6 protein-coding genes, 4 tRNA genes and 4 rRNA genes are annotated in these 12,962 nt (G+C 47.7%); 6 read left to right on the top strand and 8 right to left on the bottom strand.

What is annotated here, in order from left to right:
• Positions 1-372: 372 nt before the first annotated feature.
• The 5 genes from leuA to GT360_RS02405 all read left to right on the top strand — a co-directional run bounded on the left by leuA (position 373) and on the right by GT360_RS02405 (position 6,071).
• The gene (gene leuA / locus GT360_RS02425; RefSeq protein ID WP_164647339.1) at positions 373-1,920 is read left to right on the top strand and encodes a 2-isopropylmalate synthase; all 1,548 of its coding nucleotides are present in this window, start codon (positions 373-375) and stop codon (positions 1,918-1,920) included.
• Positions 1,921-1,986: 66 nt separating this feature from the next.
• Positions 1,987-3,078, top strand: a complete 1,092-nt coding sequence (gene leuB, locus GT360_RS02420) for a 3-isopropylmalate dehydrogenase (RefSeq protein ID WP_164647338.1) — start codon at positions 1,987-1,989, stop codon at positions 3,076-3,078.
• 76 nt (positions 3,079-3,154) lie between these two features.
• A complete protein-coding gene (gene leuC / locus GT360_RS02415) occupies positions 3,155-4,555 on the top strand; it encodes a 3-isopropylmalate dehydratase large subunit (protein ID WP_164647337.1) in 1,401 nt (466 codons plus the stop codon).
• An 11-nt stretch (positions 4,556-4,566) separates the two neighbouring features.
• Positions 4,567-5,169, top strand: a complete 603-nt coding sequence (gene leuD / locus GT360_RS02410) for a 3-isopropylmalate dehydratase small subunit (RefSeq protein ID WP_164647336.1) — start codon at positions 4,567-4,569, stop codon at positions 5,167-5,169.
• Between the two features lie 119 nt (positions 5,170-5,288).
• Positions 5,289-6,071 carry a DUF547 domain-containing protein gene (locus GT360_RS02405; protein ID WP_164647335.1) on the top strand — a complete coding sequence of 261 codons (783 nt, stop codon included), beginning with the start codon at positions 5,289-5,291 and terminating at the stop codon, positions 6,069-6,071.
• Positions 6,072-6,251: 180 nt separating this feature from the next.
• Here GT360_RS02405 and rrf (GT360_RS02400) read toward each other — a convergent pair.
• From rrf (GT360_RS02400) to GT360_RS02365, 8 genes are all read right to left on the bottom strand, one after another.
• A 5S ribosomal RNA gene (gene rrf, locus GT360_RS02400) occupies positions 6,252-6,368 on the bottom strand.
• A gap of 55 nt (positions 6,369-6,423) precedes the next feature.
• Positions 6,424-6,499, bottom strand: a tRNA-Thr gene (locus tag GT360_RS02395).
• A gap of 98 nt (positions 6,500-6,597) precedes the next feature.
• Positions 6,598-6,714, bottom strand: a 5S ribosomal RNA gene (rrf, locus tag GT360_RS02390).
• Between the two features lie 90 nt (positions 6,715-6,804).
• Positions 6,805-9,700: ribosomal RNA gene (locus GT360_RS02385) — 23S ribosomal RNA — on the bottom strand.
• Positions 9,701-10,006: 306 nt separating this feature from the next.
• Positions 10,007-10,082: transfer RNA gene (locus GT360_RS02380), tRNA-Ala, on the bottom strand.
• Between the two features lie 40 nt (positions 10,083-10,122).
• Positions 10,123-10,199, bottom strand: a tRNA-Ile gene (locus GT360_RS02375).
• Positions 10,200-10,264: 65 nt separating this feature from the next.
• A 16S ribosomal RNA gene (locus tag GT360_RS02370) occupies positions 10,265-11,816 on the bottom strand.
• The 16S, 23S and 5S rRNA genes sit together here with 4 tRNA genes alongside, the layout of an rRNA operon.
• 391 nt (positions 11,817-12,207) lie before the next feature.
• A tRNA-Leu gene (locus GT360_RS02365) sits at positions 12,208-12,292 on the bottom strand.
• Positions 12,293-12,480: 188 nt separating this feature from the next.
• On the opposite strand from GT360_RS02365, the gene GT360_RS02360 reads away from it, so the two are divergent.
• Complete coding sequence (locus tag GT360_RS02360) at positions 12,481-12,957, top strand: RDD family protein (RefSeq protein ID WP_164647334.1); 477 nt, start codon at positions 12,481-12,483, stop codon at positions 12,955-12,957.
• The last annotated feature ends 5 nt before the right edge of the window (positions 12,958-12,962 follow it).

The raw sequence follows: 12,962 nt of genomic DNA, 5'->3' as shown, positions 1-12,962 counted from the left end.
GATGAATTAATCGCTGTACCGTGTGTCACTCAGCCCCATTTATCGGCGCTTGAGCCCAACAAGAGATCCGACATGAATAAAAATCGCCCTTTAGGGTTGACGCGCCAGCTTGAGTGCGGTACTAATTTATTAACTTAATTTTGTGGTTTACCTAACGGTCTCAGGATTTCATTAACAATGACTATGCGTTTTTCTCTCCTGCTTAAACTCCTCCTTATCGTGAACAACTCACGCGGGTAAGCAGTGTAAGAAAGACAACCACACAAAGAATTGTCTAAAGCCCGCACTAAGATGCGGGCTTTTTTGTAATTATCGGCCGGACGAAAACGATTAACTAGCGCCATTTAGGCATAAATAGAAAAGGAAGCTCTCATGAACGATCAAGTGATTATCTTCGACACCACCTTGCGTGATGGCGAACAAGCGTTATCAGCTAGTTTGACCGTAAAAGAAAAACTGCAGATCGCCTACGCACTTGAGCGTTTGGGTGTGGATGTCATTGAAGCAGGTTTCCCTATCTCATCTCCTGGTGATTTTGAGTCTGTGCAGACTATCGCAAAGAATATCAAAAACAGCCGAGTATGTGCGTTATCGCGCGCCGTCGCCAAAGATATCGATGCCGCTGCAGAGGCATTGAAAGTGGCTGATGCTTTCCGAATTCATACCTTTATCTCAACCTCAACGATTCACGTCCAAGACAAGCTTCGTCGCAGTTACGACGATGTTATCGAGATGGGTGTGAGCGCGGTAAAGCATGCGCGCCAATACACTGACGATGTTGAGTTCTCATGTGAGGATGCCGGGCGTACACCGATCGATAACCTTTGTCGTATGGTCGAAGCAGCGATTAATGCTGGCGCAAGCACAATCAACATTCCAGACACTGTAGGTTATACCGTACCTAACGAGTTTGGCGGAATCATCCAAACACTATTCAATCGAGTTCCTAACATCGATAAAGCCATCATATCAGTCCACTGTCATGACGATTTAGGCATGTCCGTCGCCAACTCTATCGCTGCCGTTCAAGCAGGTGCAAGACAGATCGAAGGTACCATTAATGGCATCGGTGAGCGCGCAGGTAACTGTTCTCTTGAAGAGATTGCGATGATCATTAAAACTCGTCAAGAGTTCTTAGGTGTCAACACTGGCCTTAAGCATGATGAAATTCACCGTACAAGTAAACTTGTTAGCCAGCTTTGTAACATGCCGATTCAAGACAATAAAGCGATCGTGGGTGCCAATGCATTTAGCCACTCTTCAGGCATTCACCAAGATGGCATGCTAAAAAACAAAAATACTTACGAGATCATGACACCTGAGTCTATCGGTCTTAAGAACCAAGCTCTAAACCTAACAAGTCGCTCTGGCCGTGCTGCTGTGAAGAGTCACATGGACGCAATGGGCTATAAAGAAGAAGAGTACAACCTAGACGCACTGTACGCCGACTTTTTGAAACTTGCTGATCGCAAAGGCCAAGTCTTCGATTACGACCTTGAGGCACTAATGCACTTCTCTAATCTAAGAGATGAAGATGACTTCTTTAAATTGAACTACCTAAGCGTCCAATCCGGTAGTGTCATGGCGACAACCAGTATAAAGCTACAGTGCGGCGATGAAGAAAAATCGGAAGCTGCTGTAGGTAATGGCCCTGTCGATGCTCTTTATCAGTGTATCTACCGAGTAACGGGCTATGACATTGTGCTAGACAAGTTCGACCTTACCGCTAAAGGAGAGGGTGAAGACGGTCTAGGTCAAGCCGACATTATTGCCAACTACAAAGGCCGTAAGTATCACGGCACTGGCGTCTCGACCGATATTGTTGAAGCATCTGGTCAAGCACTACTGCACGTCATCAACAGTATTCACCGTGCTGATGAGATCGAGGTGATCAAACAGAAAAAAGTCGCCACCGTTTAAAACACAATTTCTGGGGAAGGTGCCACCTTCTCCAACCAAAATAGCCAAAGAATTTAAAGGATTAACATGACTGATAAAGCTTACAAAATTGCCGTTCTACCTGGAGATGGCATTGGCCCTGAAGTAATGGAGCAAGCCCACAAAGTATTGGATGCGATTGAAAACAAACACGCCATCTCATTCCAACGTGAACAACACGATGTCGGTGGTATTGCGATTGATAACCACGGTTGCCCACTACCAGAGTCTACCGTAAAGGCATGTGAGGAAGCGGATGCAGTGCTGTTTGGCTCTGTCGGTGGTCCTAAATGGGAGCACCTACCGCCAAACGACCAACCAGAACGCGGTGCCCTGCTACCGCTACGCAAGCACTTTCAACTGTTTTGTAACCTCCGACCTGCACAAATTCATTCCGGTCTAGAAGCATTCTCACCACTGCGCGCTGATATCTCAGGTCGTGGTTTCGATATCGTCGTCGTTCGTGAGCTCACTGGCGGTATCTATTTCGGTCAACCAAAAGGTCGTGAAGGTGAAGGGCCTAACGAAAAAGCGTTCGATACTGAGGTTTACCACCGCTATGAAATCGAGCGTATCGCAAAGATTGCGTTTGAATCGGCGCGTTTACGCGATAAGAAAGTTTGCTCAATTGACAAAGCAAACGTTCTACAAAGCTCAATTCTATGGCGCGAAGTCGTAGAACAGATTGCGAAAGACTATCCGGATGTTGAGTTATCACACATGTATATCGACAACGCCACCATGCAGCTAATCAAAGATCCAGCTCAGTTTGATGTGATGCTGTGTTCTAACATTTTCGGTGACATTATCTCTGATGAGTGCGCCATGATCACTGGCTCTATGGGTATGCTTCCTTCAGCGAGTCTAAATGAGAGCAAGTTCGGTCTTTACGAACCTGCAGGCGGCAGTGCTCCTGATATCGCAGGCAAAAACATCGCTAACCCGGTTGCACAGATCTTATCTGCAGCTCTCATGCTGCGTTATAGCTTAGGCGAAGAAGCAGCGGCACAAGATATTGAAACGGCAGTATCAAAAGCGTTAGCTGCGGGTGAGCTGACTGGCGACCTTGCTGGAGACAAGCCTGCACTGAGCACCTCAGAAATGGGCGATAAGATCGCAAGCTACATTTTGAACTCTTAAAAATAACACTCGGAGCGTGAGTGTCCACCGCTCACCTCTAATTCCCGAGCAATGGATTTATCCCAAGGACATAACAATGGGCAAAACACTATACGAAAAGGTTTATGATGCTCACGTTGCAGTAGCAGCAGAGGGCGAAAACCCGATTCTTTACATCGACCGTCACTTAGTTCACGAAGTCACGTCTCCACAAGCGTTCGATGGTTTACGTGAAAAAGGACGTAAGGTTCGTCAAGTCAGCAAAACATTTGCCACTATGGACCACAACGTTTCTACAACGACCAAAGACATCAATGCGTCGGGCGACATGGCTCGAATCCAAATGGAAACACTATCCAAAAACTGTGAAGAGTTCGGTGTTACCCTTTACGATTTGAATCATAAATATCAGGGAATTGTGCATGTGATGGGCCCTGAACTGGGGATCACTCTACCTGGCATGACCATCGTCTGTGGTGACTCTCACACCGCCACTCACGGTGCTTTTGGCTCACTGGCTTTTGGCATAGGTACGTCTGAAGTTGAGCACGTACTTGCAACACAAACCCTTAAGCAAGCTCGTGCTAAAACCATGAAGATTGAAGTAAAAGGTAAAGTCGCTCCAGGGATCACCGCGAAAGATATCGTTCTAGCGATTATCGGTGAAACAACGGCAGCCGGCGGTACAGGGTACGTGGTTGAATTTTGTGGCGAAGCTATCACAGACCTCACTATGGAAGGTCGTATGACCGTCTGTAACATGGCGATTGAGTTAGGGGCGAAAGCAGGTCTTATCGCACCAGATGAAACCACATTTGAGTACATCAAGGGCCGTAAGTTTTCACCTCAAGGCGCTGACTATGACGCCGCTGTTGAGTATTGGAAAACACTTAAAACAGACGATGATGCCCAATTTGATGCTGTCGTGACACTCAATGCTGCAGACATCAAACCACAAGTGACTTGGGGCACAAACCCTGGTCAAGTTATCGCAGTAGACCAACCGATTCCTGCTCCCGAGAGTTTTGCAGATCCAGTAGAAAAAGCCTCAGCAGAAAAAGCGCTTGCCTACATGGGGCTTGAGGCTGGTAAAGCACTCTCTGACTACAAGGTCGACAAAGTGTTTGTTGGTTCATGTACTAACTCTCGTATCGAAGACATGCGCGCAGCTGCAGAGGTAGCAAAGGGACGCAAAGTGGCCGATAACGTTCAAGCGCTTATTGTTCCAGGTTCGGAGCAAGTGAAAGCGCAAGCTGAAGCCGAAGGTCTGGATGTTATCTTCAAAGAAGCTGGCTTTGAGTGGCGTCTTCCGGGCTGTTCAATGTGTTTAGCGATGAACAACGATCGTTTAGGCCCTCAAGAGCGCTGTGCCTCAACTTCAAACCGCAACTTTGAAGGTCGCCAAGGTCGTGATGGTCGTACCCACTTAGTTAGCCCTGCAATGGCTGCAGCGGCGGCAATTGCGGGTCATTTTGTTGATATTCGTGAGTTAGCTTAAGGAGAGAACACATGTCAGGTTTTAAACAACACACAGGTCTCGTCGTCCCTCTAGATGCCGCGAATGTCGATACAGATGCCATTATTCCTAAGCAGTTCTTGCAGAAAGTATCTCGCCTAGGCTTCGGTAAACACTTATTCCATGACTGGCGCTTCCTTGATGATGCTGGTGAGCAGCCAAACCCTGAGTTTGTCATGAATGCTCCGCGCTACCAAGGCGCTTCAATCCTGCTCGCACGTGAAAACTTCGGCTGTGGCTCATCGCGAGAACACGCGCCTTGGGCGCTGGCGGACTATGGCATCAAAGCCATGATTGCTCCAAGCTTTGCTGATATTTTCTACGGTAACTCGATCAACAACCAAATGGTGCCTGTTCGTTTGACTGAGCAAGAAGTTGACGAGATTTTCCAATTCGTCGAAGCAAATGAAGGTGCTGAGGTTGAAGTCGACTTAGAAGCTAATCGAGTCAGAGCCAATGGCAAAGAATACTCATTCGAAATTGATGAATTCCGTCGTCACTGTCTGCTAAACGGATTAGACAATATCGGCCTAACACTGCAACACGAGTCAAAAATTGCCGAGTATGAATCGAAAATCCCAAGCTTTTTGAGCTAGAGATTAAGAGGAATGCAAATATAAGGTTGGCAAATTGCCAACCTTTTTTATATCCAATGAAAGGCAATGATTGCTTTGTAGGTCTATGTTATTAATCAAAACCTGCTTTAAGGCTTATCATGCTAAGACTATTGACTCTACTCACTGCTATCATCTCTTTCGCAACCTTTTCCGCACCAAAATCTGAACTTTGGCAATACTGGGATGCTTCTAACGAGGCAAGTTTGCAAACTATTGACCACCAAAGTTGGCAGGCGTTTCTCGATAAATATGTTGTCGTCGAAGGGGAGCACCATCTGGTTAACTACAAAGGTATATCATCGGAAGATAAACGAGAGTTAGAGCGATATGTTCGAACGCTTTCAAGCCTTGACCCACGAAATTATTCGAGAGCAGAGCAATACGCTTATTGGGTAAACCTATATAACGCGATCACTGTCGATTTAATTCTTGATAGTTATCCGGTGAAATCTATTACCAAGTTAGGAGGACTGTTTAGTTTTGGTCCCTGGGGAGATGAGGTTACACGCATCAATGGCAAAGCCCTCACTCTCAATGACATTGAGCACCGGATACTGCGTCCTATTTGGGATGAACCAAGAACGCACTATGCCGTGAACTGTGCCAGCTTGGGTTGCCCTAACCTCCAAACAAACGCGTTTACCGCTAAAAACACCCAAGCTCTTCTTGAGCAAGCTGCCAAAGAGTTCATCATCAGTAGCAAAGGGGTGTCATTTAACCAAGGCAAACTCACTCTATCAGAAATTTATGATTGGTTTGCGGTAGATTTTGGTACTCAAGAGCAATTGTTCGAGCACTTAGCTCAATATAGAACTGAAGTAAAAGGGTATAGAGGTAAGGTAAGTTACGAATATGACTGGAGCCTGAACGAAACTAAATAACTTTAGCTCTAAAACGGAAAAACCCCGACCTTATGGTCAGGGTTTAAAATATTTGCCTAGCGATGTCCTAGTCTTGCATGGGCGGTGCGGCGATCCGCAAGACACACACTACCTTTCCCAATTTTATTGAACCTCAGTAACGAAAAAACCCCAACCTTATGGTCGGGGTTTGAAATATTAGCCTGGCGATGTCCTACTCTCACATGGGGAAGCCCCACACTACCATCGGCGCTATTGCGTTTCACTTCTGAGTTCGGCATGGAAATCAGGTGGGTCCACAATGCTATGGTCGCCAAGCAAAATCTTTGCTTGCTCACCTCGTAGCAGAGATGATGCGAAATTCTATTTTAAATGGTGCTGATACCCAGACTCGAACTGGGGACCTCATCCTTACCAAGGATGCGCTCTACCACCTGAGCTATATCAGCATCAAGAGTGTCCTTAAGGACTAAAAAAGCCCGCTTTATCAAACGGGCTCATTTATACTTTTTGTCTTCACTTTTCAAAAAAGTGAAAATAAATAGGAGCCTGGCGATGTCCTACTCTCACATGGGGAAGCCCCACACTACCATCGGCGCTATTGCGTTTCACTTCTGAGTTCGGCATGGAAATCAGGTGGGTCCACAACGCTATGGTCGCCAAGCAAATTCTTTAATTCGGAAAGCTTTTAAAAGTTAATGTACACACATTCAATATTCTTGCTTTGAGTCCATCAAAACCCCTTGGGTGTTGTATGGTTAAGCCTCACGGGCAATTAGTACAGGTTAGCTCAACGCCTCACAACGCTTACACACCCTGCCTATCAACGTTCTAGTCTCGAACAACCCTTTAGGACACTTAAAGTGCCAGGGAAGACTCATCTCAGGGCTCGCTTCCCGCTTAGATGCTTTCAGCGGTTATCGATTCCGAACTTAGCTACCGGGCAATGCGTCTGGCGACACAACCCGAACACCAGAGGTTCGTCCACTCCGGTCCTCTCGTACTAGGAGCAGCCCCCTTCAATCTTCCAACGCCCACGGCAGATAGGGACCGAACTGTCTCACGACGTTCTAAACCCAGCTCGCGTACCACTTTAAATGGCGAACAGCCATACCCTTGGGACCGACTTCAGCCCCAGGATGTGATGAGCCGACATCGAGGTGCCAAACACCGCCGTCGATATGAACTCTTGGGCGGTATCAGCCTGTTATCCCCGGAGTACCTTTTATCCGTTGAGCGATGGCCCTTCCATACAGAACCACCGGATCACTATGACCTGCTTTCGCACCTGCTCGAATTGTCATTCTCGCAGTCAAGCGGGCTTATGCCATTGCACTAACCTCACGATGTCCAACCGTGATTAGCCCACCTTCGTGCTCCTCCGTTACTCTTTGGGAGGAGACCGCCCCAGTCAAACTACCCACCAGGCACTGTCCTCACCCCAGATAATGGGGCTAAGTTAGAACATCAAACATACAAGGGTGGTATTTCAAGGATGGCTCCACAGATACTGGCGTACCTGCTTCAAAGCCTCCCACCTATCCTACACATGTAGGCTCAATGTTCAGTGCCAAGCTGTAGTAAAGGTTCACGGGGTCTTTCCGTCTAGCCGCGGGTACACTGCATCTTCACAGCGATTTCAATTTCACTGAGTCTCGGGTGGAGACAGCGTGGCCATCATTACGCCATTCGTGCAGGTCGGAACTTACCCGACAAGGAATTTCGCTACCTTAGGACCGTTATAGTTACGGCCGCCGTTTACCGGGGCTTCGATCAAGAGCTTCGACCTAAGTCTAACCCCATCAATTAACCTTCCGGCACCGGGCAGGCGTCACACCGTATACGTCATCTTACGTGTTTTGCAGAGTGCTGTGTTTTTAATAAACAGTTGCAGCCAGCTGGTTATCTTCGACCGGTTCAACCTTCATCCGCGAGGGATTACAAATCTACGCCGGCGCACCTTCTCCCGAAGTTACGGTGCTATTTTGCCTAGTTCCTTCACCCGAGTTCTCTCAAGCGCCTGAGTATTCTCTACCTGACCACCTGTGTCGGTTTATAGTACGGTTTAGTGTAATCTGACGCTTAGTGGCTTTTCCTGGAAGCGTGGTATCGTTACTTCAACTCCGTAGAGTCTCGTCATCAACTTCTCGTTGTTTAATAGAAGACCGGATTTGCCTAATCTTCCCAACTACCAGCTTAAACAGGGTAATCCAACACCCTGATAACCTAACCTTCTCCGTCCCCACATCGCAATTACACCAAGTACGGGAAATATTAACCCGTTTCCCATCGGACTACGCTTTTCAGCCTCGCCTTAGGGGCCGACTCACCCTGCCCCGATTAACGTTTGGACAGGAACCCTTGGTCTTCCGGCGAGGAGGTTTTTCACCCCCTTTATCGTTACTCATGTCAGCATTCGCACTTCTGATACCTCCAGCAGACCTTACAGTCCACCTTCAACGGCTTACAGAACGCTCCCCTACCCAATGACCTAAGTCATTGCCGCAGCTTCGGTGTATAGCTTAGCCCCGTTACATCTTCCGCGCAGGCCGACTCGACTAGTGAGCTATTACGCTTTCTTTAAATGATGGCTGCTTCTAAGCCAACATCCTAGCTGTCTAAGCCTTCCCACATCGTTTCCCACTTAGCTATACTTTGGGACCTTAGCTGGCGGTCTGGGTTGTTTCCCTCTCCACGACGGACGTTAGCACCCGCCGTGTGTCTCCCGGATAGTACTCACTGGTATTCGGAGTTTGCAAAGGGTTGGTAAGTCGGGATGACCCCCTAGCCTTAACAGTGCTCTACCCCCAGTGGTATTCGTCCGAGGCTCTACCTAAATAGATTTCGGGGAGAACCAGCTATCTCCAGGTTTGATTGGCCTTTCACCCCTAGCCACAAGTCATCCGCTAATTTTTCAACATTAGTCGGTTCGGTCCTCCAGTTGATGTTACTCAACCTTCAACCTGCCCATGGCTAGATCACCTGGTTTCGGGTCTATATCCAGCAACTCGACGCCCAGTTAAGACTCGATTTCTCTACGGCTCCCCTAGATGGTTAACCTTGCTACTGAATATAAGTCGCTGACCCATTATACAAAAGGTACGCAGTCACACCACGAAGGTGCTCCTACTGCTTGTACGTACACGGTTTCAGGTTCTATTTCACTCCCCTCACAGGGGTTCTTTTCGCCTTTCCCTCACGGTACTGGTTCACTATCGGTCAGTCAGTAGTATTTAGCCTTGGAGGATGGTCCCCCCATATTCAGACAGGATATCACGTGTCCCGCCCTACTCGATTTCACTGATGATGAGATGTCGGTTACGGGGCTATCACCCTGTATCGCGCCACTTTCCAGAGGCTTCACCTGTCTCATTAAAAGCTTAAGGGCTAATCCAATTTCGCTCGCCGCTACTTTCGGAATCTCGGTTGATTTCTTTTCCTCGGGGTACTTAGATGTTTCAGTTCCCCCGGTTCGCCTCACTAACCTATGTATTCAGTTAGTGATAACACCTTATGGTGCTGGGTTTCCCCATTCAGGAATCTCAGACTCACAGGTTTTTACTACCTAATCTGAGCTTATCGCAAGTTAATACGCCTTTCATCGCCTCTGACTGCCAAGGCATCCACCGTGTACGCTTAGTCACTTAACCATACAACCCGAAGGAGTTTCGAGTTGTTGTTTAAACAACCAAAGTTGTCTGCAATTTTTATACATGATGCAGACTCGATTTTGCCGGACTCAAATATAAGTATCTTTCGATACTTTCCAAGAACACTTGAATGTGTGTTGGTACCTAAAACCGTAGTTTTAGGATTTGAGAACTTTTAATTGAATAACAACGCATCTCAAAGAGATGGGGATTGTTGTTATTCGTCAGCTTTCCAAATTGTTAAAGAGCTAATCACTTCAAAAGAAGTAACCATTTTTAAAAGCACTCATCGAATGCGCTTAAAGATGGTGGAGCTAAGCAGGATCGAACTGCTGACCTCCTGCGTGCAAGGCAGGCGCTCTCCCAGCTGAGCTATAGCCCCATCAATAGGTGATGTCGTCGCCAATCTCTTGGGAGGAAATTGGTGGGTCTGAGTGGACTTGAACCACCGACCTCTCGCTTATCAGGCGAACGCTCTAACCACCTGAGCTACAGACCCGACATCATCTCTTCAATTCTATAAACCATCAATCTGTGTGAACACTCATCGCAATAATCATCGTATAAGGAGGTGATCCAGCCCCAGGTTCCCCTAGGGCTACCTTGTTACGACTTCACCCCAGTCATGAACCACAAAGTGGTGAGCGTCCTCCCGAAGGTTAAACTACCCACTTCTTTTGCAGCCCACTCCCATGGTGTGACGGGCGGTGTGTACAAGGCCCGGGAACGTATTCACCGTGGCATTCTGATCCACGATTACTAGCGATTCCGACTTCATGGAGTCGAGTTGCAGACTCCAATCCGGACTACGACGCACTTTTTGGGATTCGCTCACTCTCGCAAGTTGGCTGCCCTCTGTATGCGCCATTGTAGCACGTGTGTAGCCCTACTCGTAAGGGCCATGATGACTTGACGTCGTCCCCACCTTCCTCCGGTTTATCACCGGCAGTCTCCCTGGAGTTCCCACCCGAAGTGCTGGCAAACAAGGATAAGGGTTGCGCTCGTTGCGGGACTTAACCCAACATTTCACAACACGAGCTGACGACAGCCATGCAGCACCTGTCTCAGAGTTCCCGAAGGCACCAATCCATCTCTGGAAAGTTCTCTGGATGTCAAGAGTAGGTAAGGTTCTTCGCGTTGCATCGAATTAAACCACATGCTCCACCGCTTGTGCGGGCCCCCGTCAATTCATTTGAGTTTTAATCTTGCGACCGTACTCCCCAGGCGGTCTACTTAACGCGTTAGCTCCGAAAGCCACGGCTCAAGGCCACAACCTCCAAGTAGACATCGTTTACGGCGTGGACTACCAGGGTATCTAATCCTGTTTGCTCCCCACGCTTTCGCATCTGAGTGTCAGTATCTGTCCAGGGGGCCGCCTTCGCCACCGGTATTCCTTCAGATCTCTACGCATTTCACCGCTACACCTGAAATTCTACCCCCCTCTACAGTACTCTAGTCTGCCAGTTTCAAATGCTGTTCCGAGGTTGAGCCCCGGGCTTTCACATCTGACTTAACAAACCACCTGCATGCGCTTTACGCCCAGTAATTCCGATTAACGCTCGCACCCTCCGTATTACCGCGGCTGCTGGCACGGAGTTAGCCGGTGCTTCTTCTGCAGCTAACGTCAAACGAGCACGCTATTAACGTACCCGCCTTCCTCACTGCTGAAAGTGCTTTACAACCCGAAGGCCTTCTTCACACACGCGGCATGGCTGCATCAGGCTTGCGCCCATTGTGCAATATTCCCCACTGCTGCCTCCCGTAGGAGTCTGGACCGTGTCTCAGTTCCAGTGTGGCTGATCATCCTCTCAGACCAGCTAGGGATCGTCGCCTTGGTGAGCCTTTACCTCACCAACTAGCTAATCCCACCTGGGCTAATCTTGACGCGAGAGGCCCGAAGGTCCCCCTCTTTGGCCCGAAGGCATTATGCGGTATTAGCTATCGTTTCCAATAGTTATCCCCCACATCAAGGCATATTCCCAGGCATTACTCACCCGTCCGCCGCTCGCCGCCCATGATTTCCACCGAAGCTTCTATCATGTCGCTGCCGCTCGACTTGCATGTGTTAGGCCTGCCGCCAGCGTTCAATCTGAGCCATGATCAAACTCTTCAATTTAAGATTTTGATGTCCCGAAGGACTGACTCAATGAATACTGACTTCAAAACTACTAATGTAATTTTAAAGCTATTATCGTTCCAACAGAACGATAATGAATTGACTGTGCCGATACTAAGTATCGATTGGTCACTCAGTTCATTGAAATCTAAGTTGAAGCCTAAGCTTCATTTTGGATTATCATCAACGAGTGCCCACACAGATTGATAGGTTTATATTGTTAAAGAGCTTTCCCACTAACGTTCCGCTTAACGTCTCGTCGTTGGGGATGCGTATAATACGCTTTGAAAAATCAGAGTCAACTCTTTTTTTTCAATTTTTTCTGAAGCACTTTTCAGTGTCTTTCAGAGAAAAATAAAGAGGACATTTTCATGTCCTCTTTATCGAAAGATGGTACCGGTGGGCGGACTTGAACCGCCACGCCCGAAGGCAACGGATTTTGAATCCGTCGTGTATACCAATTTCACCACACCGGCATCAACAGGTTACCCCGTCTTTGTGTTGTGCATTATACGTAACGATCGGATGAACGCAACACAAAAAATCTATACTTTTGCTCAACTGCTGTTTATTTACTCGCAAAGCACTTTAAATCTACAATCTCTTTAAGCTTAGCTAGGGATTTTGTATGCTCTTTGCTCTAGTTGCTAATTAATAAAGAAGAATGAATACAATAAAAGACTACCCTACTGCTGGGCTATTTCGTCGCCTGGCAGCTCTTTTCTATGACGCTTTGATCATTATTGCTATTGAAATGCTTGCTGCAGGTCTTGTTGTTGCGATACTTGAAGCGGGAGTGGCTATCGGCATCGTCAACTATGGCTCATATGCCGATGTAGGCGATTTCCTTTCTAGTCACCCGGTGTGGAGCCCAGTCTATACCTTCTACCTTGCCTTCGTATGGATCGGCTTCTTGGTCTTCTTTTGGACTCGAGCTGGTCAAACTCTAGGAATGCGCGCCTGGAAGCTCAGAGTGATTAGTGAAGAGGGAGGTAATATCACGATTACTCAAGCCTTAATTCGAATTTCAACGTCAGGTTTTGGCTTAGCCAACTTTACCGTGCCGATTGATCCTCAAAAGCGTGGATTCCATGATATGTGGGCAAAGACTCGCGTGATTGTGCTACCGAAAGCGAACTAATAAAC

Source organism: Vibrio astriarenae, assembly GCF_010587385.1.
GTDB classification, from domain to species: domain Bacteria; phylum Pseudomonadota; class Gammaproteobacteria; order Enterobacterales; family Vibrionaceae; genus Vibrio; species Vibrio astriarenae.
Note: the sequence above shows the minus strand (reverse complement) of the source record. Positions and strands in the feature narration are given on the sequence as shown.

Coding starts and splice junctions, on each gene's coding strand:
- leuD (WP_164647336.1), top strand. CDS start 4,567: ATGTCAGGTTTTAAACAACACACAGGTCTCGTCGTCCCTCTAGATGCC.
- leuC (WP_164647337.1), top strand. CDS start 3,155: ATGGGCAAAACACTATACGAAAAGGTTTATGATGCTCACGTTGCAGTA.
- GT360_RS02405 (WP_164647335.1), top strand. CDS start 5,289: ATGCTAAGACTATTGACTCTACTCACTGCTATCATCTCTTTCGCAACC.
- GT360_RS02360 (WP_164647334.1), top strand. CDS start 12,481: ATGAATACAATAAAAGACTACCCTACTGCTGGGCTATTTCGTCGCCTG.
- leuB (WP_164647338.1), top strand. CDS start 1,987: ATGACTGATAAAGCTTACAAAATTGCCGTTCTACCTGGAGATGGCATT.
- leuA (WP_164647339.1), top strand. CDS start 373: ATGAACGATCAAGTGATTATCTTCGACACCACCTTGCGTGATGGCGAA.